Origin of the sequence: Micromonospora sp. NPDC005305 (genome assembly GCF_040607315.1) — a bacterium.
In the GTDB taxonomy this organism is placed as follows: Bacteria; Actinomycetota; Actinomycetes; order Mycobacteriales; family Micromonosporaceae; genus Micromonospora.
In genome coordinates this window covers 566,693-587,748 of record NZ_JBEXGL010000002.1, presented here as the reverse complement: position 1 = coordinate 587,748, position 21,056 = coordinate 566,693, and the positions used below count along the sequence as shown (strand labels likewise).

The following is a 21,056-nucleotide window of genomic DNA, read 5'->3' as shown; positions in this document are numbered from 1 at the left end:
GAGTCCGTCGAGGGCTTCCAGACGCTTCTGGCGATACTGGCCGAAGCCGGCGACGACGGCGACTGTCCGATTCCTGTGGCGATCGAAACCCCGCGCGGCCTGCTGGTCGCAGCGCTTCGCGCCACCGGCCGCCCGATCTACCCGATCAACCCGATGGCCGTCGCCCGCTACCGAGAACGCTACTCGGCGTCGGGCAAGAAATCCGACCACGCCGACGCCGTCGTGCTGGCAAACATCTTGCGTACGGACATGCAGGTGCACCGGCCGCTGCCCGCCGACACCGAACTCGCCCGCTCGATCGCGGTCCTCGCTCGGGCCTGCCAAGACGCGACGTGGCGGCGCACCCGAGCCAGCAACGAGCTGCGGTCGCTGCTGCGCGAGTACTACCCAGCAATGCGCGAAGCGGCCGCCAACCGCAGCGGGAGCCTGGCCACACCGCTGACCCGAGCCTTGCTCGAACTCGCTCCGACTCCCGCCGCAGCGCGCACGCTGTCCAAAGCCCGTATCGCCGCCGCACTGCGCCGGGCGGGCCGCTCCCGCAACATCGACCAGGTCACCGCCGAGCTTCACGCGATCCTGCGCCGGCCCCACCTGCGCCAGGACCCGCTCGTCGAGCAAGCGATGGGGATCCAGGCACTGCGGCTGCTCGCCACGCTCACCACGGAGTGCGCGAGCATCGACCATCTATCAGCGGCCGTCGAGACGGCGTTCCAGCAGCACCCGGACTACGAGATCATCACCAGCTTCCCTGGCATCGCAGCCCAGGCCGGCGCCCGGCTGCTGGGTGAGATCGGCGACGACCGCACCCGCTTCTTCGATGCCCGATCGCTGAAGGCTTTCGCTGGCGCGGCCCCCGTAACGCGTGCCTCCGGCCGCAGTCTCGTGGTCTCCCAACGCCGGATCAAGAACGACCGACTTGCCGCAGTCGGCTTCACCTGGGGGCTGTCAGCGCTCAACCAGTCACCCGGCGCCCGAGCCCATTACGACCGGCGCCGCACCGCCGGCGACGGTCACGCCGCCGCCTTCCGTCACCTGTTCAACCGCTTCCTCGGCTGCCTCCACCACTGCCTGAAAACACGGCAGCACTACCGAGAAACGACGGCCTTCCCGATTTCGATCAAAGCCACCACCGCTGCTTGACAGCTACGCCCATCGGATGTCTTGTGGTGCCCGACGAGGTGATCCGTGGCGGCATCGGCACGCTGCTGGTGTCGCACAGCGTCAAGCGGATCAAGGAGGGTCGACATGACCTCGAGCGGCCTGAAATGCCCTCCGTTGACACCGGCTTGTGGCCCGTGGATGGCCCAGCCCCGACCGTGGAGGTGGCCGGGGGCCACCCCGTAGGAGTGGCCCCCGGCACCGGCGATTCAGTTGGGTTGATCGGCCCAGGCGGTATCGAGGACTACCTGGTACGAGCTGATCCGTACCGGCGAGAGGGTCAGCAGCTCGTGGGCGAGCAGTTCCCCAGTGTTCGGGTGGAAGATCAGAAGGGACTGCTGGTTGTGCTCGCGGTCGTCGAAGGTGATGGCTACGCCCTTGCGGCCGGCCCGATCGGTCACCTGGCCCCGCCACAGGAAACCGGGCACATCGGCAAGGACCCGCAGGATCTCAGCTCGCGTCTGGCGCGGAACGACATATCGCCCGTACACCGTGCTGACTTCCTTGCTGACGGCGCCCGCGCCGTACCTGACCTTGAGCCGGTCGTTCACCTGGGCTCGACCCGACGGCAGCGGTGCGAGGTCCTCCGGTGGCAGCGGCATGTCGTCGGGCGCGGGCGTTCCGGAGGCGGAAGCCTTGGACTTGAGGTTCCGCTGCCAGTACTCCCGGGACTCCTGGTCCGGATACTGCGGCTCAAGCTGGGTCCTGACCTGCTTACCGGTCCCGTCGGCCGCCTGCCAGACCTTGGTCTCGTCGGCGAAAGCGACATGGTGGCGGCCGTCGGCGGACGTCATCACCGGGTCGCCCCACGTCTTCGTGTGGTGGTACATGTACCGACCGGTGCGGTTGTCGTACTCCGCATCGACAAGCCTGCTCGCCAACGCGCGTAGCTCGCTCCCCGCGTCACGGGTGACAGAGCCGTACGCCACCGGCACGAGCACCGCCCCCGGATCCGCCCCGGGCGGACCGGCGATCCCCGAGGTGTCCGGGCTGGACGGGCCGAACGTCTGGACGATTGCCGCGGCGCCGACCGCTACGGTCAGCGCCCCGGCGGTCAGAACCAGCCTGCGCGTCGGGCGTGCCCGGCGGTGATGGGCGGCCGGCTCGGCGACAGCCTCCGCGCGGACGATCAGATCGTGTGCCGACAGCCGGGGCGGTGCGATCGTGCTGTGCCGGGCCGGGTCAGCCGGACCGAGGAGGGTACGCGTTCGCTCTTCTCCGAACATCACATGGCCTTTCGAGGACTCGCCAACACCGGCTGCTGCGCCGGCGGTACAACTCGGTGCGACATGGCTTCGTTGAGGCGCCTACGGGCGCGGTGCAGACGCACGGCAGCGGTGGTGCGGGTACAGCCGAGGACCTGAGCGGCCTCGGAAACTGTCAGTTCCTCCCAACCGGCCAGCCGGAGGATCTCCTGGTCGAGGTCGGCGAGGGTGGCTAGAGCGGCGTGGAGATCGGTGACGCCCACTGTCGCGTCGGCGCCGGACGAGCCCGGCTTCTGCAGAAGGCCGGCGTCGGCAATCAGTAGCACCTCCGGCGCAGCTCTCCGAGCTCGCCATTCGTTCGCCAGCAGGCGACGGGCCACCCCGTACAGCCAGGGCAGGCTGCGGTCCGGAACCTCGCGGCGACGCCGCCAGGCGACGACGAACACCTCCTGGGCGAGTTCAGCCGCCGCGTCCAGATTGCCGAGCCGACGCTGGCCGTACTTCACCACGTGTGGGTAATCGGCCGCGTAGACGCTGGTGAACCAATCCTCGTCGCGTTCTCCCGGTGGACCCATCCAAGACTCCCGCCTGGTTGACGAACGTTCACCCTGGCTTGTGTCATCTCCAGCCCAATGATTACCGCCAACCACCTGCCAGAGCCGCACGCCGCGATAAAGCTGCCTCCGGCTGCAACGGCTCTGCCAGGTGGGACGTCGACGCTCCCAGACGCTCAGGTCTGCTTCCAATGCCTGCGGCTCAAGTCCCCTGCGACTCAAGCGGATCTCCTCGTCGGGCAGTCGTAGACCGTCCAGCCCTTGTGGTGCCTGGCGAGGCGAGCCGCGGCGGCATCTCTGAGGAGGGCCGGGGTTCGGGGCGGAGCCCCGAGGTCTTCGTGGTCCTGGTCGTCCGTCAGCGTGGCCGGGCCGGCGCGGCCCGCTTGCGGGCCGCCTTGACCACGAAGATCGGCACTCCGATCGAGCCCCGCAATATCAATCGGCACTTCGACCAGTCGTTCGAGCGGGCGGGAGTCCGGCGCATTCGCGTGCATGACCTGCGTCATTCGTGCGCGACGCTGCTTTACGACCAGGGCGTGCCGCTCGAACGGATTCAGGACGTGCTCCCGCACAGCTCCCCGACCGTCACCAAGTCGATCTACGTGGAGGCAACGCGCCGGGTGCAGCAGGACTCGGTCGACCGACTCGGCTTCCTCTTCGACGCCTAGACGTAGGGGTCAGCCGTGGGGGTCAGAAAGATCGAGGGCCGGTCTCCCGTGACGGGAAACCGGCCCTTGACCTGCTGTGCGCCCGAAGGGACTCGAACCCCTAACCTTCTGATCCGTAGTCAGATGCTCTATCCATTGAGCTACGGGCGCTTGCTGCTCGGCCAGTCTACACACCGGCTTTCGCGCGGAGACTCCGGGATTCGAACCCGGGAGGGGCTTTAAGACCCCAACCGCATTAGCAGTGCGGCGCCATAGACCAGACTAGGCGAAGTCTCCCTGGTGGCCCGGAGACCACCGCGCCCGAGGATACAGGCCGACACCCACCGGGGGCAAAGCGACTACCGGGAAGGTCCCGCCCCCCGCGTTTTCATCGTGTGCCACGTCACGCTCGGGTCTACGCTCCATCGATATGCAGGAGCAGCCGCCGAGCGATCCGCCCCGTCGCGAGCCCGCCGCCCAGGGCCGGCGGAGCCGCTCCCCCCGCCCGACCTTCACGCCACCACCCGCGCCCGAGCCCGTTCCGGCCGAGGTGGCGGACGACACGCCGCCGCCCCGGCGGGCCACGGCGGCACCGATCGTCCTGTTCCAGCCGCCGGACCCACAGGCCGCCCCGGCCGCCCCCGACGCGCCGTCGGCCCCGCGCCCGCGCCCGTCCGCCGAGGTCGTCCTCAGCACCGACGCGGGTACGCCGGCCGTCGCGCCACCACCGGCGACCACCGCCGCGGGCGAGCCGGTGAGCGAGGAGGCCCCGAAGCGGACCCGCCGTGCGCCGGCCGCGAAGAAGGCCACCCCGCCGAAGAAGGCCACCCCGGCGGCGCGGAAGTCCACGGCGGCGCCCAAGGCTCCGCAGCAGCCCGGAACGGCGCAGCCCGGAACGGGGGAGCCCGCGGGCGCCGACGCCGTCGGGACGGTCGGATCCGAGCCGGGGGCGGCCGAGCCGGCCGCGACGGCGGCGGGAACCGTGACACCGGCGCGCACCGCCCGGGCGCGGAAGAGCACGAAGGCGGCACCGGCGAAGCAGGCGGCCCCGACGAAGCGCCCACCCGCTCGCCGGGCATCCGCCGCCCCGCCGGACGCCGCAGAGCTCGCCCATACCCCAGCCGCTACCGAGACTCCTGCCGGGCCCGTTCCGGCGGAATCCACCGGCGCGCAAACCCCGAGCGAGCAGAATGCCGCCCGAATCGCGGCGGAACCCGCCGCCGCGCACGCCGCACCCGAGCAGGACCCCGCGCAAGTCGCTGCGCAATCCGCACCGGTCCCGCCGGCGCAGAACGCCGTCCAGGTTCCCGCGGAACCGGCTGCCGCGCAGGTTCCGGCCGAACCGGTTGCCCCCCAGCTCGGCCGAGCGGAACCGCCGGCCAGGACCGAGCTGGCCGCCACCGGGGCCGCCGGCCGGCTCACCGCCAAGGAGGTCGCCACCGCGGCGACCGCTCAGGGCCCGGGCTGGCGGGCGGTGGGCGCGCGCGTACTCGAACATCCGGGTTTCGCGCCGGAGCTGCTGGCCCTGGCCGCGGTGGAGGCCCTCGGGCCACGCGCCGCGGACTGGGTGGAGCGGACCCGCGACGCCTACCCGGACGCCGACGCCGACGGGCTGGCCCGGCTGGTGACCCGGCGGTTCGTCCGGCTGGCCGGCACGGGTGGCGCGCTCGCGGCGGGCGCCGGGCTGTTCGCGCCGGTGGCGGAGCTCACGGCGGTGCTGTGGACCCAGGCGAACCTGGTGCTGCACCTGGCCGCCGTCTACGGCCGGGATCCGGCCCATCCGGACCGGGTGGTCGAGCTGCTGGTGCTGACCCAGGTGCATCCGGACGCCGGCACGGCCCGCGCCGCGCTGGACGGGGTGCGCTCGGCCGGCGCTCCGGCCGAGGGGTCGTTGGCCCGGGCGGCCGAGGCGGCGTGGCGGCTGGCGACCCCGCTGGCCGCGCAGGCTGCTGGCTGGCTGGGCCTGCGGCTGGCCGCGCGGCTGCTTCCCGGCGCGGCGGCGCTCGCCGCGGCGGCCGGCGACGCGACCGCCGCCGAGCGCCTGGCCGCCCGCGCGACCGGCCTCTACCGCCCCGCCCGCCGTCAGAGCCAGCCGAACCAGGACTTCGGCAGGAGGGCGTAGCCGACGAAGGCGACCACGTCGAGCAGGGTGTGCGCGACGATCAGCGGCCCCACCCGCCGGATACGCAGGTAGAACAGGCCGAAGATCACGCCCATCACGGCGTTGCCGAGGAACGCGCCGAAGCCCTGGTAGAGGTGGTAGGAACCGCGCAGCACGGCACTCGCCGCGAGCACGGCGCCGAGCCGCCACTGGAGCTGTCGCAGCCGGGTGACCAGGTAGCCGACCACGATCACCTCCTCCAGCACGGCGTTCTGCACGGCGGCCAGGATCAGCACCGGGACCGCCCACCAGAGGTCGGGCAGGGCGGCCGGGACGAGGGTGGCGTTGATCCCGAGCTGGGCGGCCGCCCAGAACAGGGCCAGCCCGGGCAGGCCGATCAGCGCGGCCAGGCCCGCACCCCGGGCCAGGTCCGACCCGGGCCGGGTGAGGTCGGCGCCGAGGGTCCGCGCCGGGTCGCCGGGGTCGCGCGCCAGCAGGTGTACGGCGAGCAGCACCGGCAGCAGCGCGAAGAGGATCCCGAGGAGCTGGTACGTCAGGTCGAGGTAGGGCCGGGCCGACGCGGAGGTGTTCAGCGAGGCGGTCTGCTTCGACAGCCCGCCCGTCGCGGTCAGCTTGGCGACCAGCGAGACCAGGGCGTACACGGCCGACTGGCCGAGGGAGAGGCCGAGCACGAGCAGCGTCTCGGTGCCCAGGGTCCGGCGGGAGACCGGGCGGGTGAGCTCGTCAACCGTCACCGGACCACTGTGCCCCACCCGGCGGGCGGTCGGCACGCTCCGGTGGTCAGGTGAGCCGATCGCACATTCTGTGCGACCGGCCGGCACGCTCCGTGGAGATTCTATGGGGGCCGATCCGCCCGCCAGGAGAAGGAGCGTGCCCCTGTGGAGAACTTCGCGCGGTTGCTGAAGGAGAGCTGGACCCTGGTCGAGGAGGACCGGGAGCGGCTCAGCGGTCACTTCTACGCCCGGCTGTTCCTCCTCGACCCGGCGCTGCGCATGCTCTTCCCGGTGCAGATGAACGGTCAGGGCGACCGGATCCTGGAGGCGATCGTCACCGCCACCCAGACGGTGGACGACCCGGAAAGCTTCGACGAGTACCTGCGCGCGCTGGGCCGGGACCACCGGAAGTTCCATGTCGAGGCGAGCCACTACGAAACCATGGGTGTCGCCCTGCTGGATGCGCTGCGCAGCACCGCCGGCGACGGCTGGAACCTGGAGTACGACCAGGCGTGGCGGGAGGCGTACGCCAGCATCAGCGAGCGGATGCTGGCCGGCGCGGCGGCCGACGACAATCCGCCGTTCTGGCACGCCGAGGTGCTCACCCACGAGCGGCACGGCCCGGACACCGCGGTGCTGACCGTGCGCGCCCTCCAGCATCCGATGACCTGGCAGGCCGGCCAGTACGTGAGCATCGAGACGCCCCGCTACCACCCGCGGGTGTGGCGGACGTACTCGGTGGCGAACGCCCCGAACGAGGAGAACGTGCTGGAGTTCCACGTGCGGACGCCGGCCGGGGCGGCGGGCTGGGTGTCGGGGGCGCTGGTCCGCCGGACGAAGCCGGGCGACCTGCTGCGGGTCGCCGCGCCGATGGGCTCGATGACCCTGGACCGGGCCTCCACGCGGGACATCCTCTGTGTGGCGGGCGGGGTGGGGCTGGCCCCGATCAAGGCGCTGGTGGAGGAGCTGACCCGGGTCAACCGGACCCGCTGGGTGCACGTCTTCTACGGCGCCCGCCGGCGGGAGGAGCTGTACGGGCTGCCCGGCCTGGAGAAGCTGGTGGCCGCCCATCCGTGGCTGTCGGTGACCACGGCGTGCAGCGACGACCCGGGCTTCGACGGCGAACTCGGTGACATCTCCGAGGTGGTCACCCGGTACGGCCCGTGGACCACGCACGACTGCTACGTCTCCGGGTCGGCGGCCATGGTCCGGGCGACCCTGCGCGCGCTGGCCGCCGACGACGTGCCGCCGGACAACATCCGCTACGACACCTTCGGCAACCTGTAGGCCTTGCTCCCCCCGAGCCGGGTCGCGTGCCCCTGCCCCCTGGGGCACGCGACCCGGCCCCCCGTTCACCGGTACGCGGGTCGGGCCGGCAACCGGCCCGCGTACCGGAGTCCCTGCGGGTCAGTAGCGCCAGGGGTTGCCGCTCTCCCGGTATTCCTCGACGGGCACCAGCGGCACGCCGGGGGCCATCCGGTCGGCGTAGAGGCGGCCCTCCAGGTGGTCGATCTCGTGGGCGACCAGCCGCGCCATCGCGTACTCGAAGGAGGTGATGACGCGGCTGCCGTCCCACTGGGCGTGCTCCACGTCGATCCGCAGCGGCCGGGGCACCAGCCCGCGGTGGTCGAAGAAGGAGAGGCAGCCCTCGTACTGCTCGTCGGTGTCGGGGGAGCTGTCCACCACCCGGGGGTTGAGCAGCACGACGGGTTCGGCCGCCCGGTCGGCGGGGCGGACCAGGGCGGCGGCCCAGCCGAGCCCGAGCTGCGGCGCGGCGATGCCGACGCCCTTGCTGAACGGGTGCAGCTCGTCGAGGCGGACCAGCAGGCCGGAGAGCCGGTCGACCACGTCCCGGGCGAGTTGCTCCTCGCGCGGCAGATCGAACGGGCGGGCCTGCTGCCGGAGCAGGTCGTCGCCGCGCTGCACGATGCCGACCGCGCGCATCCGGTCGCTGGCCCGGATCCGGGTGCCGGGGGCCGGACCTTCGGGCTCGACGTCGGGGGGCTGGCTGCGGAACCGCCACTGCATCCGGTAGCGGGCGTTCAGTGGTGGGTCGTCGGTCGCCCATTCGAAGATTGCGCGGCCGCCGTCGTCGGCGCGCTGGATCGGGGTACGCAGCGGGCCCTCCTCGGCGGAGAGGGAGGTCTCCGCGCCCCACACCTTGGGGTCGAGGCCGACGGGGAGGTCGAGGCGGACGGCCAGGTGTCGGGTGGGCAGGCGTACGGCCCGCTGGAACCAGGGGCCCCACTTGTCCCGCCCGACGCGGTACGCGTACTCGATGGTGACCCGGTCGCCCGGGTAGAGCGGGAAGCGCCCCTCGTCGTTCTCGAAGAGCAGCCAGATCTCCTTGAACGCGTCCCGGTCGTGCTTGGCCCGCCAGTGCATCGGCTCCCGCGCGCCCCCGTCGTCCCGGTAGGCGGCGAGTTGCAGCTCGGCGAAGGTCAGCGGGTGCTGTCGGTGGTGCCGGTTGGAGCGGCCCGGGTCGTTGGGGTAGCGGTCGACGGCGACCCGGACCAGGTAGCGGGTGACCGGCTCGGTGCCCGCGTTGTACAGCTCGCGCCGGATGGCGCAGTGGTAGCCGTCCTCGCTGTGGGTGAGGGTGGCGGTCTCGCGCTCGACGACCAGCCCGGTGCCGGGCGGTAGCCACTGGCCGGGCACGGGCGGGTCCCGGTGCGCACCGCCGGAGCGGCCGTGCCGCAGCTCGTCGTACTCCCGGAAGCGCTGCCAGATCGCGCCGCTGGCCTCCAGGACGGCCTCGGCGCGGCGGGCGAAGTCCTCGGTGGGCCGGTGTCGGCGCCCCTCGACGTGGCTGACGTAGGACGGGTCGAAGCCCATCAGCGTCGCCAACTGCTTCTTGGACAGCCCTCGGCCGGTGCGGTGCCGGGCGAGTTCGGCCGCGAACGAGTCGGCGGCACGCTCGATGGGTGAGGTCGTCATCGGCTTCCTCGTACGCGGGAAGACCATTTTCACGTTAAGTGGCCGAACGTGTACGGAAACTGCCTCGTATTCGACACTCACCTTGACAATTCAGCGGCATCCGTCGATGCTTGCGCCGCCCGCCGCCCCGCTCGGCGGCGTTTTCCGCCCATCTCGCCGGGTAGTACGCGAGCGGCGACGGAGTGAGCCGGACCTCTCCCCGGAGTCCACGGGACCACTTTCCCTCACCGGGGATCTGTGGTTAGGCTAGCCTTAGTTCGGATCGGCGGCAGACGGCGGCCGGTGGGGCGACCAGACAGGGGACGACCAGGTGACTGCGGTGATGCCGGGGCGGGACGTCGCCACCCCGTTCGCCCCGGTCACGGCGACCCTGCGTGCCATGTTCGGCACCGACGACCTGCCCGGCCTCGCGCCGGGGCTGCTGGTCACCGACGGCGCGCCCCGCTGGGTCCCGGCCACCCGGCTGGTCGACGGCACCCTGCTCCCCGAGTTCCTGCGGGCGGCGGGCCGGCGCTGGGGCGGCACCCCGCACGCCTGCGCCGCGCTGGCCTGGAAGTCCTACAGCTACTGGACGGCGCTGCCGGCCGTGCTCGGCTGGGCCTCGGCCCGGCGGGTTCCGCTGCTCGACCCGGCCGACGTGCTGGTCCACTTCGAGGACCACCACCAGCTGCTCACCCTCGGCCTGCGCAGTTCCACCACGGTCGCGGTGCTCCCCGGCGACCCGCTGGCGCTGGCCGGCGACCCGGGCGTCCGGGTGGTCGCCGACGAGGCCGCGCTTCTCGGCGCGCTGCGGGCCACGCTGCTCGACGCCCACTTCGCCCCGCTGATCGCGGCCATCCAGGGCGAGGTCCGGATCGGCACCCGTACCCTGCTCGGCTCGGTCGCCTCCGGCATCGCGCACGGCATCCTGCGGGCCTCGGACGCGCTGCCCGGCTCCTCCACCGCGACCATCGGCACGCTGCTCGACGCGCTCGACCTGAGTGATCTGGTCGAGCTGGTGCCGGGCCCGGCGGGCGAGCCGACCGTGCAGCGGCGCACCTGCTGCCTGGCCTTCACGCTGCCCCGGCCGAAGATCTGCCAGGGCTGCTGCGTCCGCCAGTCCTGACCCGGCCGCTCAGTCGACCAGGGGACGCACGTCCCAGAGCCAGACCCCGCCGGTGAAGGTCGGCGTGATCCCGGTCAGCTCGGTCATTCCCCGGTACAGCGACCCGGCCTGCCGCAGCCGCGGGTCGAGCACCACGGCGCCCGCCCGCCAGTACCGCAGGTCGTCCACGGCCTCCACCCGGTCCTGCGGCGTGATCGGCGGCACCGCGTCGGTCTGCCGGATGGTGGTGAAGAAGGTGCTCGTGGGGCGGGGCGGCGCGGTGAAGAGGGCCACCCGGCCGGCGCCGGGCCGGGTGTCCGGGTAGAGGAAGTAGCCGCGGGCCAGCGGCATGTCCAGCCGGGTCTCGGCGGACCAGCGCAGCGGTACGGCGTAGTTGGTGTCGGGCAGCGGGAGCGTGACGATGCTGCGCCCGCCGGCGACGTAGGGCCGCCAGGCGCCGGAGGTGACGAAGGTCGGGGTGGGATCGAGGCGCACCGACGGCAGCGGGGTCGGCAGGAGCGGCAGGAGCGCCATGGTGAGCACCGTGGCGGTGGCGAACCGGATCCGCCCCCGGGCGGCCGGGTGTCGCCGGGCGAGCCGCCGGATGTGTTCGGCGCCGAGCGCGAGCAGGATGCCGACGATCGGGGTGAGCGCCAGCGACCACCGGGTGGGCACCACCGAGTGCAGGATCGGCAGGTGCTCCAGCGCCGCCCAGGGGCCGGGGATGCCGGTGTCCCGCCCGTCGAAGCGGATCTCGCGGCCGAGCGAGAAGAGCACGAAGACCGCGCCGACGGCCGCCAGGCCGAGCACCACGACGTTGCGGCGCAGCCACCAGACCAGCGCGACCGCCAGCACGGCGAGCGGCCAGCCGAAGAAGGCGTTCTCCTCGGTGGCGTTCTTGGCCAGCCAGACGCTGCCCCGCGCGTCGCCGGCCAGGGACTCGCGGGACCAGGCGACGTAGGAGGCCAGGTCGGTGCGGTAGCCCCGGATCAGCGTGGAGAGCCCCTGGTAGGCGCCGGGTCCGAAGAACTGCACGGAGAGCGGGTACGCCAGCAGCACCCCCGAGAGCACGGCGGCCACCCCGAGCCCGGCGGCGAAGGGCCGGGCGGCCGTCCGCAGTTCCGGGCGGCCGAGGGCGAGCGCCAGCACCACGACGCCCAGGCCGATCGCGGTCATCAGGAGGATCTCCAGGTTGAGGAAGGCCTGCCAGACGATCAGCAGACCGAGCAGCACGCCGTTGCGCAGCCAGCGGCCCGGCTCGGCCAGGCGCAGCGTCCGCCAGACGATCAGCGGCACCACGAACTGGCTGACGATGTTGGGGTGGGCGTTGGCGTGGGAGACCATGGCCGGCGCGAACGCGCAGAAGCCGGCCCCCAGCCAGGCCGGGGCGCGGGCACCGATCAGCACCCGGGACAGGACGAAATACCAGGCCGCCCCGGTGGCGGCCATTCCGAGGGTGAGAAAGAGCAGGAACGACCAGCGGGGCCCGAACAGGACGGTGACCGGCGTCATTGGCAGTGAAATGGATAATACGGACGTATTGGCCATCAGATTGACGCCGTCCGGCACATTCATCCGGTCCGAGGTGAACGGATTGGCGAAATCGGTCACGACCCGCGCACCGTGCGCCATCATCCACTCGAACTGCGCCTGATCGGTGCGGTTGTCCCGAAGCCCGTTGGCGGGGTCCAGCCAGAGCCGAGCGGTGATCCAGAAGGCGAGCAGCACGAAACTGAGCACGGCGACGACGTCGACCCACCTGCCCTGCCCCGGTCGTCCGCCCTCCTCGGGCCCGTCGTCGGCGGCACCACCCGGGGCGGCGTCCGATTCAGGAGTAGTCATGACAATTCAGAGCGTAGTCAGGGTATGGCAGGGCCGTGACATGTTTCTGGGTACTGGCGTACTATGTGCCGGGTTCGCCGACCGCCGATCACGTGCCCACCCCCGACCGCAATTCGGCCACCCCCGGTGCCCCGATTCCCCCCGCCGTCCATCCGGATGGTTGACTCTGTCGGTCCAGGCGCGGGTCAGTCATATCGTGAGGAATCGACGCATGGCAGATATCACTGGGGATCAGCGCGTCCAGTCGGAGGTGCTCGAGGGCCTCGCGACGGCGGTCAACCACCGTCGCTGGTTCGTCGAGCTCGCCGTGCCCTACCTCGGTGACAACCCCATCGAGATTGGCAGCGGGCTGGGCGACTACGCCCTCGAGTGGGCCGAGCACCTCCCCCGGATCACGGCCACCGAGGCGGACCCGGACCGCCTGGTCCGGCTCAAGGAACGGCTGGCCGAGCACCCGGGCATCGAGGTCCGGCAGATGCTGCTGCCGCACTCCGAGCGCGGCGACTACAGCGCGGCCGTCTCCTACAACGTGCTGGAGCACATCGACGATCACGTCGGCGCGCTGCGGAGCATGCGCGACCTGGTCCGCCCCGGCGGCGCGGTGATCATCATCGTGCCCGCGTTCCAGTTCGCGATGAGCCCGGCGGACGTCGCCACCGGCCACGTCCGGCGCTACACGAAGAAGACCCTGGCTGCGGCGATGACCGAGGCCGGCCTCACCGTGGAGAAGATCCACTACGCGAACGCGCTCGGCCTGATCGGCTACTTCATGGCCACCAAGGTCTTCCGGCTCATGCCGAAGGAGGGCCCCATGGTGAAGGTCTACGACACCCTGGTCCTCCCCGCCACCAAGGCGGCCGAGCAGCGGCTCCGGCCGCCGTTCGGCCAGTCGGTCTTCGCGGTCGCCCGGGTCCCGTGAAAGGAAGGGCCCCTTCTTAACGCCTGAGGGCTAAGAAGGGGCCCTTCCTAACGGGTGGTCACTCCTTGATCTGGTACGTCGGGCGGATGACCGCCCGGGCCAGGGTGTGGAAGGCCAGGTTGAACCCGACGTACGCGGGGCTCGCGCCCTTGCCCACGTCGAGCCGCTCCACGTCCACCGCGTGCACCGCGAAGACGTACCGGTGCGGCCGGTCGCCGGCCGGCGGGGCGGCGCCGCCGTAGCCGGTGTCGCCGTAGTCGTTGCGGATGCTGAACGCGCCCCCCAGGTCGCCCTCGTCCACGGCGGTCGGCAGCTCGGTGACCGAGGCGGGCACGTCCACCAGCACCCAGTGCCAGAAGCCACTGCCGGTCGGCGCGTCCGGGTCGAAGCAGGTCACCACGAAGCTCTTGGTGTCGTCCGGGAAGCCCGACCAGGCCAGGTGCGGGGAGACGTTCTCGCCGCCGGCGCTGCCGTGCGCGTACCGGGCGTCCATCGGCTCGCCGTTGTGCACGTCGTCACTGGTCAGGTTGAACGACGGCAGCGTCGGCAGCAGCTCGTACGGGTCCGGGGCGATCGGTCGTTCCAGGCTCATCGAAACGGTCCTTCCGGGTGCGCGCGAATGTCCTGCGCCCCTTCATACCCCCTCGACGGTCCGAATCGAACCGGAAGCCCCCGGTGTCCGGACCGACCGGCCCACCGAGCGAGCGACTACACTGTAGTCATGGGTAGTCCGCGGTCCGTCCGCTTCGACGAGGGCGTTCTCGCCCGCCTCGATCGCTACGTGCGTGAGCACCCCGGCTCCTCGTCCTCGTCGGTGGCGAACATGTTCGTCGACGAGTCGCTCCGCACGTACGAGCATCCGGGGGTGATCTTCCGATCGGGGCCGGCCGGCAGACGTGCCGCCCTGAACGGCGGCCCGGACGTCTGGGAGGTGATCGGCGCCCTCCACGCGGTACGCGCCGAGTCACCAGACCTGGCGGGCGAGGAACTGGCCGCGGAGCTGATGGAGGTCACCGGTCTCGGCCGCGAGCAGATCGGCACGGCACTCCGCTACTACGCCACCTACTCGGCGGAGATCGACCTGCTCGTCAGAGCGAACCATGAGGCCGCCGAGCGGGAGGAACGACTCTGGCAGGCGGAGCAGGGCCTGCTCGGGCGCCCGCCGGCATGACGGGCCTGCTCCTCGACGAGATGTATCCACCGGCGCTGGCCGCCCGGTTACGGGACCAGGGCCACGACGTGCTCGCGGCGCTGGATCTGGAGGTCGGCCTCGCCTCCCGCTCGGACGAGGACGTGCTCGCGTGGGCGGCGCCGGCCTGGTCCGGCTGGCGTCGGCGCTCGACTCGATGCTGGCGGCCAAGCGGCTGCCCGGGCCGGACGGGGTGACCTGGCTCGCCGAGGGCTGAGCCGAGGTGACGGTCAGGGGCGGAGGGTGTGGGATTCGAACCCACGAAGGACATCGCTGCCCTTACCGGTTTTCAAGACCAGCGCCATCGGCCACTAGGCGAACCCTCCCTGCCACGTCCCCGACGGGGTACGCGACCGTGCCTAGTCTGCCACGGCCGGTGGAACGGGCGAGCCGCCGTCCCACCCCTGCTGTCAGGATGCTTCCGTGTGGGAAACCCCGGCGGTGGTGCTCATCAGTGGAATCATGGCGGCCGGCAAGTCCACTGTGGCCGAGCTGCTGGCCCGGCGGCTGCCCCGCGCGGTGCACCTGCGTGGGGACGTGTTCCGCCGCATGATCGTCAGCGGGCGTGCGGAGCTGACGGCGGACCTCACCGACGAGGCGTGGCGGCAGCTCCGGCTCCGCTACGACCTCGCCGCGTCGGCCGCCGACCGCTACGCAGCCGCGGGCTTCACCGTGGTGCTCCAGGACGTGGTGCTCGGTGCGGAGCTGCCGGCGCTGGTCGAGCGGATCCGGCACCGGCCGCTGGCCGTGGTGGTGCTCGCACCCCGCGCCGACGTGGTCGCCGCCCGGGAGCGGGACCGGCCCAAGCAGGGGTACGGGGGCTGGCCGGTGGCCGACCTGGACGCCGACTTCCGGGCCACCACGCCGCGGGTCGGGCTCTGGCTGGACACCTCGGCGCAGACGCCGGAGGAGACGGTGGACGAGATTCTGGCCCGGGCGTGGACGGCCGGCCGGATCGGGTAAGACTGGGTCATGCACGCGATCACGATCCCGAAACCCGGCGGACCCGAGGCTCTCGTGTGGGCGGCGGTGCCCGACCCGGAGCCCGGCCCGGGCGAGGTGCTGGTCGAGGTGCGGTCGAGCGCGGTGAACCGGGCCGACCTGCTGCAACGCCAGGGGCACTATCCGCCGCCGCCGGGCGCGCCCGCGTACCCGGGGTTGGAGTGTGCCGGGCTGGTGGCCGCGGTCGGGCCGGAGGTGACCGGCTGGGCGGTGGGCGACCAGGTCTGCGCGCTGCTGGCCGGCGGCGGTTACGCCGAGCGGGTCGCCGTGCCGGCCGGCCAGTTGCTGCCGGTGCCGGCGGGGGTCGACCTGGTCGACGCGGCGGCGCTGCCGGAGGTGGCCTGCACGGTCTGGTCGAACGTGGTGCAGCTCGCGCGGCTGGCCGAGGGCGAGACGCTGCTGGTGCACGGGGGCGGCAGCGGGATCGGCACGTTCGCCATCCAGCTCGGGGTGGCACTCGGCGCGACCGTGGTGGTGACGGCGCGGGCGACGAAGCACGAGCGGTTGCGCGAGCTGGGCGCCGCGCACACGATCGACTACGCGGAGCAGGATTTCGTCGAGGAGGTGCGCTGCTTCACCGACGGTCGGGGCGCGGACGTGATCCTGGACATCATGGGCGCCGCCTACCTGCCGGGGAACGTGGCGGCGCTGGCCACCGGTGGCCGGCTCGTGGTGATCGGCATGCAGGGCGGCCGCAAGGGCGAGCTTGATCTCGGGATGCTGCTGGCGAAGCGGGCCTCGGTGCACGCGACCGCGTTGCGTTCCCGCCCGCTCGCCGAGAAGGCGGAGATCGTCCGGGGCGTCCGGGAGCAGGTGTGGCCGCTGGTCGAGTCGGGGAAGGTCCGGCCCGTCGTCCACGCGCGGGCGAAGATGGCCGAGGCTGCCGACGCGCACCGGCTGGTGGAGACCAGCGACCACCTGGGCAAGGTGCTGCTGGTCCGCTGACCGGTCAGGCCGCGTCCGGCCCGGGGCGGGGGAGCATGAGCCGGGCGCCGGAGCCCTCGGCGGCGAGCGCGTCCCCCGGGTTGTAGAGGGTGCAGCGCTGCAACGACAGGCAGCCGCAGCCGATGCAGCCGTCGAGGTCGTCGCGGAGCTTGCCGAGCAGCCGGATCTTCTCGTCCAGCCGGTTCCGCCAGGCGCGGGAGAGGGCGGCCCAGTCGTCGGGGGTGGGGGTCCGTCCCGACGGCAGCGAGTCCAGCGCCTCCCGGATCTCCTCCAGCGAGACGCCGACCTGCTGGGAGATCCGGATGAAGGCCACCCGGCGCAGCTCGGTGCGGGCGTAGCGGCGCTGGTTGCCGCCGGTCCGCTCGGCGCGGATCAGCCCGAGCCGCTCGTAGTAGCGCAGCGCGGAGGGAGCCACGCCGCTGCGGTCGGCGAGCTGGCCGATGGTCAGGGTTGCTTCGTGCATCACAGGGCCTTGAGTTGAAGTGCGCTTCAAATCCGAAGCTATCCGCATGACGACGACAACCGCCACCGACCCCGCCGTGCTGAGGGCACTGCTGGACCGGGTGCGCGCCGGCCGCGAGTTCGGCCCGAACGTGTACTCGACGCTGGACGTGCTCCAGGTGCTCTACGACCGGGTGCTCCGGATCACCCCGGCGACCGTGGACGACCCGGACCGCGACCGCTTCCTGCTCTCCAAGGGGCACGCGGTCGCCGGCTACTACGCGCTGCTCGCCGCCAGGGGCTTCGTCCCGGTGGCGTGGCTGGACGACCAGGGCGGCCCGGACAGCCGGCTCGGCGACCACCCGGACCGACTGCTCGTGCCCGGCGTGGAGATCGGCTCCGGGTCGCTCGGGCACGGCCTCGGCCTGGGCGTGGGCACCGCGCTGGGCCTGCGGGCCCAGGGCCGCACCGACCCCCGGGTGTACGTGCTGCTCGGCGACGCCGAACTGGACGAGGGCTCGAACCACGAGGCGATCGCGTACGCGGGCGCCACCGGGCTCGGCAACCTGACCGCGATCGTGCTGGACAACCGGTCGGCGAGCCACGGCTGGCCGGGCGGCGCGGCGGGCCGGTTCACCGTCAACGGGTGGACCGCCGCGACCGTGGACGGCCGGGAGCACGCGGCCCTGCACACCGCCCTGACCGGGCACGACCACCACCGGCCGCACGTCGTCGTCGCGGTCGTCACCGACGGGGAGTGGGCATGACCATGCGCGACACCTTCGTGACCACGGCCGAGGAGGTGCTGGCCGATCCCCGCACCACGGTCGTGCTCGCCGACATCTCGGCCGCCGCGTTCGCCCCGGCCGCCGCCCGCTACCCGGGTCGGGTCGTCAACGTCGGCATCCGGGAGCAGTTGATGGTGGGTGTGGCCGGCGGGCTGGCGCTGACCGGGCAGCGGCCGATCGTGCACAGCTACGCGCCGTTCCTCGTGGAGCGGGCGTACGAGCAGATCAAGCTGGACCTCGACCACCAGGGAGTCGGTGCGGTGCTGGTCAGCGTCGGCGCGTCGTACGACCGGGCGGCGGCGGGGCGGACCCACCTGGCCCCGGCCGACGTGGCGCTGATCGACACGCTCAACGACTGGACCGTGCACGTGCCCGGCCACCCGGACGAGGTGCCGGGGCTGCTGCGGGACGCCGTGTGCGGGCGGGGGTCGACGTACCTACGGCTGTCCACGCAGACCAACGCGCGGGCGTACCCCGAGGCGGGTGACCTGCGGGTGGTGCGGGACGCCGGGCCGGGCGCGCCGCTGCTGGTGGCGGTCGGGCCGCTGCTGGACGCGGCCCTCGCGGCGGTGGCCGACCGGCCGGTGACGGTGGCCTGGACCCACCGGCCGCGCCCGTTCGACACGGCGGGGCTGCGGGCGCTCGCCGGCACCGAGGTGATCCTGGTCGAGCCGTACCTGGCGGGAACCTCGGCCCGGGTGGTGGCCGCGGCGCTGGCCGACCGGCCGCACCGGCTGCTCGCCCTCGGGGTGGGGCGGTCGGAACTGCGCCGTTACGGCGGGCCCGAGGACCACGACCGCTGGCACGGCCTGGACGCGGCCGGCCTGCGCCGCTCGGTGGACGGCTTCCTCACCCCGGCCCGGGCCGCCGCCTGACCGGCGAGACAGCGGGACCCCGCGACACCGGCCTGGCCGGGGTGCGGGGTCCCGTCGTTCGTGGGTGGGGCGTCAGCGGGCGGCGGGGCCGACCGGGTGGCGCCGGGCGCGCTCGCGGGCGAGGATCCAGATCGCCTCGACGCCGTCCTTCCAGGTGATCTTCTTGCCCTCCTCGCGGCCTCGGGCGCGGTAGCTGATCGGGACCTCGTAGGGGCGGATGCGCTGGCGGAGCAGCTTGCCGGTGACCTCGGCCTCCATGCCGAAGCCGCGCGAGCGGACCTGGAGCGAGCGGTACAGCTCCAGCGGCATCAGCTTGAAGCAGGTCTCCAGGTCGCCGATGTACGAGTTGTAGAGCACGTTGGCGGCGAGCGTCACACCCTTGTTGCCCATCACGTACCAGAAGCTGTAGGAGCTGTGGCTGCCGAAGGTCCGGTTGCCGTAGACGACCGTCGCCCGCCCGTCGAGCACCGGCTCGAGCAGCCGCGGGATGTCCTGCGGGTCGTACTCGAGGTCGGCGTCGAGGATGACCATGTACTCACCCTCGGCGTTGTCGACGGCGGTCTTGATCGCGGCGCCCTTGCCGGCGTTGCGCTGGTGGGTGATCACCCGCAGTCGGGCGTCGTCCACCCGGCCGAGCACCTCGCCGGTGCCGTCGCGGCTGCCGTCGTCCACGACGACCAGCTCGATTTCACACGGGTAGTCCACCGCCAACGCCTGCTTGAGGGCATCCGCGATGCGTTCTTCCTCGTTGTAGACCGGCATGAGGATCGAGAGCTTCACGGGGTTCTCCACGGAGGCGACGGTGGGTCGGGGCCGGCCTAGCCTAACCTGGCTGGTCGCCCAGGTCACCACACCCCGGCCCGACCTTGCGCGAGAACCGCCGCAGTCCGCCCCTTCTGCCGGAGAAGTGCCCTTCCGCACCCGGCCGCAAGGCTTACCGGACGCATTCACATCCCGTCATCGGGCGGTTACCGTCTGGTAACTCAATCGACATTCCACGATTGAGGTGAAAGGAGTGCGTCGATGTCTGGTACCCCCGCCAGGCGCGCACGGACGATCCGACGCCGCACCCTGGCCGTCCTGTCCGCCGCCGCCCTCACCCTGCCGACGCTGGTCGGACCGGCTGCCCCCGCGGCCGCCGCCGACCGGCCCGCCGTCCAGCCGCTCCCCGCCGCGCTAGAGACCGTCCGCGCCGCCGAGGCCACCGCCCTCTACGGCTCCCCCGACATCCGGCCGCTCGAACAGCGGCGCACCGCCCTGGTCACCATGGGCGACAGCGAGATCTCCGGTGAGGGCGTCGGCAACTACGTGCCCGGCACCCACCAGGACGGAAACTGGTGCGACCGCTCGTACGACCAGGCGGTCTTCCGCACCGGCATCCCGGCCGACCAGAAGTACAACCTGGCCTGCTCCGGGGCGACCCCGTGGAACCTGATCGCCGGCGGCCCGACGCAGCACAACGAGCTGAACCAGGGCGACCAGTTGGCGATCAAGGCGCGCAACACGCACGTCCGGCTCCTCTGGGTGGTGGTCGGCGCGAACGGCGACGGCACCATCCAGTTCGGGCCGGTGGCCACCGACTGCGCGATCCGCCGGGTCTTCTTCCAGGGCGCGTGCTGGCCCACCTACACCGACCAGTGGACGATCCGCACCGACGGCAGCCGCCTCGCGGTCGAGGCCGCGCTGAACTCGATCCGGCAGACCATGACCGCGGCCGGCTACCTGCGCTCCGACTACGAACTGGTGCTCATGTCGTACCCGAGCCCGGGTAGCCCGGACGTGGAGGACAACCCGAACTTCCCCGGCTGGTATGCCGGCGGCTGTCTGCTCTACCTGGCCGACATGGCGTTCGCGCGCAACAAGGCGGTGCCGATGTTCGAGTCGGCGCTGCGGGCCGCCGCCACCAACACGGGCACCCGCTACCTGGACGCCAGCCGGCTCTTCCACGGCCACGAGGTGTGCACCGACAACACCTCGGTCCGCGGCCTCTACATCGAGATCGGGATCTGGGACGAGAACGCGGCCCGGCAGTCGTTCCACCCCAACTACCGCGGGCACGGCATGTTCGCCCAGTGCGTCACCCAGTTCTGGAACGCGGGCGCCCAGCGGGCCACCTGCGTCGACCCGGCCAGCACCGGGCAGGGCGTGCTGGTCGACGGGCTGCTGGAGTTCCGCCAGCTGCGCAACGCGGCCACCGGGACCTGTGTGGACGGCAGGGGTTACGACTCCCGCAACGGCACCGTGCAGCAGTCGTACGCCTGCCACGGCGGCCGCAACCAGGGCTTCTGGTACGACCCGGCCCGGCAGTCGCTGCACTCCGAGCTCTCCCACGACCGCTGCCTGGACGTGAGCGGCGGCAGCCTGACCGCCGGCACCGCGGTGAACATCCACGACTGCCACGGTGGGGCCAACCAGAGGTTCGTCTTCGCGGGCAACCAGCTCAAGCCGGCCGGCGCGACCGGCCTGTGCGTCGCCTTCGACAACCCCTGGCTCATCACCCCGCGGCTGCGGCTGGCGACCTGCTCGACGAGCACCCGCCAGCAGTGGTCCTTCGAGTCCCGCTCATACCCGAACCCGGTCGGCTACGGCCACGCCGACTTCATCGGGTCACGGGTCTACTGAGGAGTTAGGAGGG

At 72.3% G+C, this 21,056-nt stretch carries 20 protein-coding genes, 3 tRNA genes and 1 pseudogene; 13 read left to right on the top strand and 11 right to left on the bottom strand.

The features are described from left to right. Positions 1-1,140 (top strand): transposase (locus ABZS80_RS06015; RefSeq protein WP_355054649.1); only part of this gene is annotated, 1,140 nt, incomplete at its 5' end. A 227-nt stretch (positions 1,141-1,367) separates the two neighbouring features. On the opposite strand, the gene ABZS80_RS06010 is transcribed toward ABZS80_RS06015, so the two are convergent. Both ABZS80_RS06010 and ABZS80_RS06005 read right to left on the bottom strand, forming a co-directional pair. After that, positions 1,368-2,384 (bottom strand): CU044_5270 family protein, encoded by a 1,017-nt coding sequence (locus ABZS80_RS06010; RefSeq protein ID WP_355054648.1) that lies wholly within the window; start codon positions 2,382-2,384, stop codon positions 1,368-1,370. Then, the gene (locus tag ABZS80_RS06005; RefSeq protein ID WP_355054647.1) at positions 2,384-2,938 is read right to left on the bottom strand and encodes a sigma-70 family RNA polymerase sigma factor; all 555 of its coding nucleotides are present in this window, start codon (positions 2,936-2,938) and stop codon (positions 2,384-2,386) included. The genes ABZS80_RS06010 and ABZS80_RS06005 overlap by 1 nt, the downstream gene beginning before the upstream one ends. Before the next feature lie 317 nt (positions 2,939-3,255). Between ABZS80_RS06005 and ABZS80_RS06000 the strand changes: the two genes are divergently transcribed. Next, positions 3,256-3,585: a tyrosine-type recombinase/integrase gene (locus ABZS80_RS06000; protein WP_355054646.1), complete on the top strand. Its 330-nt coding sequence runs from the start codon at positions 3,256-3,258 to the stop codon at positions 3,583-3,585. 77 nt (positions 3,586-3,662) lie between these two features. On the opposite strand, the gene ABZS80_RS05995 is transcribed toward ABZS80_RS06000, so the two are convergent. After that, positions 3,663-3,735: transfer RNA gene (locus ABZS80_RS05995), tRNA-Arg, on the bottom strand. A gap of 35 nt (positions 3,736-3,770) precedes the next feature. Continuing rightward, positions 3,771-3,861, bottom strand: a tRNA-Ser gene (locus ABZS80_RS05990). A gap of 133 nt (positions 3,862-3,994) precedes the next feature. Between ABZS80_RS05990 and ABZS80_RS05985 the strand changes: the two genes are divergently transcribed. Continuing rightward, positions 3,995-5,686 (top strand): hypothetical protein, encoded by a 1,692-nt coding sequence (locus tag ABZS80_RS05985; RefSeq protein ID WP_355054645.1) that lies wholly within the window; start codon positions 3,995-3,997, stop codon positions 5,684-5,686. Here ABZS80_RS05985 and ABZS80_RS05980 read toward each other — a convergent pair. After that, the gene (locus tag ABZS80_RS05980) at positions 5,647-6,420 is read right to left on the bottom strand and encodes a CPBP family intramembrane glutamic endopeptidase (protein WP_355054644.1); all 774 of its coding nucleotides are present in this window, start codon (positions 6,418-6,420) and stop codon (positions 5,647-5,649) included. The two genes, ABZS80_RS05985 and ABZS80_RS05980, sit on opposite strands and share 40 nt — an antisense overlap. 144 nt (positions 6,421-6,564) lie before the next feature. Between ABZS80_RS05980 and ABZS80_RS05975 the strand changes: the two genes are divergently transcribed. Then, a complete protein-coding gene (locus ABZS80_RS05975) occupies positions 6,565-7,686 on the top strand; it encodes a globin domain-containing protein (protein WP_151465504.1) in 1,122 nt (373 codons plus the stop codon). Between the two features lie 120 nt (positions 7,687-7,806). Here ABZS80_RS05975 and ABZS80_RS05970 read toward each other — a convergent pair whose 3' ends face one another. Next, positions 7,807-9,336: a peptide deformylase gene (locus ABZS80_RS05970; protein WP_355054643.1), complete on the bottom strand. Its 1,530-nt coding sequence runs from the start codon at positions 9,334-9,336 to the stop codon at positions 7,807-7,809. 322 nt (positions 9,337-9,658) lie between these two features. On the opposite strand from ABZS80_RS05970, the gene ABZS80_RS05965 reads away from it, so the two are divergent. Beyond that, positions 9,659-10,441, top strand: a complete 783-nt coding sequence (locus ABZS80_RS05965) for a hypothetical protein (RefSeq protein ID WP_355054682.1) — start codon at positions 9,659-9,661, stop codon at positions 10,439-10,441. 9 nt (positions 10,442-10,450) lie between these two features. Here the strand turns inward: ABZS80_RS05965 and ABZS80_RS05960 are convergent, their stop codons facing one another. Then, positions 10,451-12,262 (bottom strand): hypothetical protein, encoded by a 1,812-nt coding sequence (locus tag ABZS80_RS05960; protein ID WP_355054642.1) that lies wholly within the window; start codon positions 12,260-12,262, stop codon positions 10,451-10,453. Positions 12,263-12,473: 211 nt separating this feature from the next. Between ABZS80_RS05960 and ABZS80_RS05955 the strand changes: the two genes are divergently transcribed. After that, a complete protein-coding gene (locus ABZS80_RS05955) occupies positions 12,474-13,181 on the top strand; it encodes a class I SAM-dependent methyltransferase (RefSeq protein WP_355054641.1) in 708 nt (235 codons plus the stop codon). Positions 13,182-13,239: 58 nt separating this feature from the next. Here ABZS80_RS05955 and ABZS80_RS05950 read toward each other — a convergent pair whose 3' ends face one another. After that, positions 13,240-13,773: a YbhB/YbcL family Raf kinase inhibitor-like protein gene (locus ABZS80_RS05950; RefSeq protein WP_151465585.1), complete on the bottom strand. Its 534-nt coding sequence runs from the start codon at positions 13,771-13,773 to the stop codon at positions 13,240-13,242. A gap of 129 nt (positions 13,774-13,902) precedes the next feature. Between ABZS80_RS05950 and ABZS80_RS05945 the strand changes: the two genes are divergently transcribed. Together ABZS80_RS05945 and ABZS80_RS05940 are read left to right on the top strand one after the other, a co-directional pair. Further along, positions 13,903-14,352 carry a hypothetical protein gene (locus ABZS80_RS05945; protein ID WP_355054640.1) on the top strand — a complete coding sequence of 150 codons (450 nt, stop codon included), beginning with the start codon at positions 13,903-13,905 and terminating at the stop codon, positions 14,350-14,352. After that, positions 14,349-14,432, top strand: a pseudogene (locus ABZS80_RS05940) (hypothetical protein); the annotation flags it as partial. The gene ABZS80_RS05945 and the pseudogene ABZS80_RS05940, both read left to right, overlap by 4 nt. Before the next feature lie 175 nt (positions 14,433-14,607). Here ABZS80_RS05940 and ABZS80_RS05935 read toward each other — a convergent pair. Beyond that, positions 14,608-14,696, bottom strand: a tRNA-Ser gene (locus ABZS80_RS05935). 97 nt (positions 14,697-14,793) lie between these two features. Between ABZS80_RS05935 and ABZS80_RS05930 the strand changes: the two genes are divergently transcribed. Both ABZS80_RS05930 and ABZS80_RS05925 read left to right on the top strand, forming a co-directional pair. Continuing rightward, positions 14,794-15,333, top strand: a complete 540-nt coding sequence (locus tag ABZS80_RS05930) for an AAA family ATPase (RefSeq protein WP_355054639.1) — start codon at positions 14,794-14,796, stop codon at positions 15,331-15,333. Positions 15,334-15,342: 9 nt separating this feature from the next. Continuing rightward, positions 15,343-16,317, top strand: a complete 975-nt coding sequence (locus tag ABZS80_RS05925; RefSeq protein WP_355054638.1) for an NAD(P)H-quinone oxidoreductase — start codon at positions 15,343-15,345, stop codon at positions 16,315-16,317. 4 nt (positions 16,318-16,321) lie between these two features. Here the strand turns inward: ABZS80_RS05925 and soxR are convergent, their stop codons facing one another. Further along, positions 16,322-16,780: a redox-sensitive transcriptional activator SoxR gene (gene soxR / locus ABZS80_RS05920; RefSeq protein WP_355054637.1), complete on the bottom strand. Its 459-nt coding sequence runs from the start codon at positions 16,778-16,780 to the stop codon at positions 16,322-16,324. A gap of 46 nt (positions 16,781-16,826) precedes the next feature. On the opposite strand from soxR, the gene ABZS80_RS05915 reads away from it, so the two are divergent. Both ABZS80_RS05915 and ABZS80_RS05910 read left to right on the top strand, forming a co-directional pair. Next, positions 16,827-17,525 (top strand): transketolase, encoded by a 699-nt coding sequence (locus tag ABZS80_RS05915; RefSeq protein ID WP_355054636.1) that lies wholly within the window; start codon positions 16,827-16,829, stop codon positions 17,523-17,525. 2 nt (positions 17,526-17,527) lie between these two features. Further along, positions 17,528-18,421, top strand: a complete 894-nt coding sequence (locus tag ABZS80_RS05910) for a transketolase (protein WP_355054681.1) — start codon at positions 17,528-17,530, stop codon at positions 18,419-18,421. Positions 18,422-18,493: 72 nt separating this feature from the next. Here ABZS80_RS05910 and ABZS80_RS05905 read toward each other — a convergent pair whose 3' ends face one another. Beyond that, the gene (locus ABZS80_RS05905) at positions 18,494-19,201 is read right to left on the bottom strand and encodes a glycosyltransferase family 2 protein (RefSeq protein ID WP_091265396.1); all 708 of its coding nucleotides are present in this window, start codon (positions 19,199-19,201) and stop codon (positions 18,494-18,496) included. 243 nt (positions 19,202-19,444) lie between these two features. Here ABZS80_RS05905 and ABZS80_RS05900 point away from each other — a divergent pair, with 243 nt between their 5' ends. After that, entirely contained in the window at positions 19,445-21,043 is a 1,599-nt protein-coding gene (locus ABZS80_RS05900; protein WP_355054635.1) for a ricin-type beta-trefoil lectin domain protein, read from the top strand. The last annotated feature ends 13 nt before the right edge of the window (positions 21,044-21,056 follow it).

Coding starts and splice junctions, on each gene's coding strand:
- ABZS80_RS05985 (WP_355054645.1), top strand. CDS start 3,995: ATGCAGGAGCAGCCGCCGAGCGATCCGCCCCGTCGCGAGCCCGCCGCC.
- ABZS80_RS06005 (WP_355054647.1), bottom strand. CDS start 2,938: ATGGGTCCACCGGGAGAACGCGACGAGGATTGGTTCACCAGCGTCTAC.
- ABZS80_RS05970 (WP_355054643.1), bottom strand. CDS start 9,336: ATGACGACCTCACCCATCGAGCGTGCCGCCGACTCGTTCGCGGCCGAA.
- ABZS80_RS05925 (WP_355054638.1), top strand. CDS start 15,343: ATGCACGCGATCACGATCCCGAAACCCGGCGGACCCGAGGCTCTCGTG.
- ABZS80_RS05965 (WP_355054682.1), top strand. CDS start 9,659: ATGCCGGGGCGGGACGTCGCCACCCCGTTCGCCCCGGTCACGGCGACC.
- ABZS80_RS05960 (WP_355054642.1), bottom strand. CDS start 12,262: ATGACTACTCCTGAATCGGACGCCGCCCCGGGTGGTGCCGCCGACGAC.
- ABZS80_RS05955 (WP_355054641.1), top strand. CDS start 12,474: ATGGCAGATATCACTGGGGATCAGCGCGTCCAGTCGGAGGTGCTCGAG.
- ABZS80_RS05910 (WP_355054681.1), top strand. CDS start 17,528: ATGCGCGACACCTTCGTGACCACGGCCGAGGAGGTGCTGGCCGATCCC.
- ABZS80_RS05945 (WP_355054640.1), top strand. CDS start 13,903: ATGGGTAGTCCGCGGTCCGTCCGCTTCGACGAGGGCGTTCTCGCCCGC.
- ABZS80_RS05915 (WP_355054636.1), top strand. CDS start 16,827: ATGACGACGACAACCGCCACCGACCCCGCCGTGCTGAGGGCACTGCTG.
- ABZS80_RS05950 (WP_151465585.1), bottom strand. CDS start 13,773: ATGAGCCTGGAACGACCGATCGCCCCGGACCCGTACGAGCTGCTGCCG.
- soxR (WP_355054637.1), bottom strand. CDS start 16,780: ATGCACGAAGCAACCCTGACCATCGGCCAGCTCGCCGACCGCAGCGGC.
- ABZS80_RS06010 (WP_355054648.1), bottom strand. CDS start 2,384: ATGTTCGGAGAAGAGCGAACGCGTACCCTCCTCGGTCCGGCTGACCCG.
- ABZS80_RS05900 (WP_355054635.1), top strand. CDS start 19,445: ATGTCTGGTACCCCCGCCAGGCGCGCACGGACGATCCGACGCCGCACC.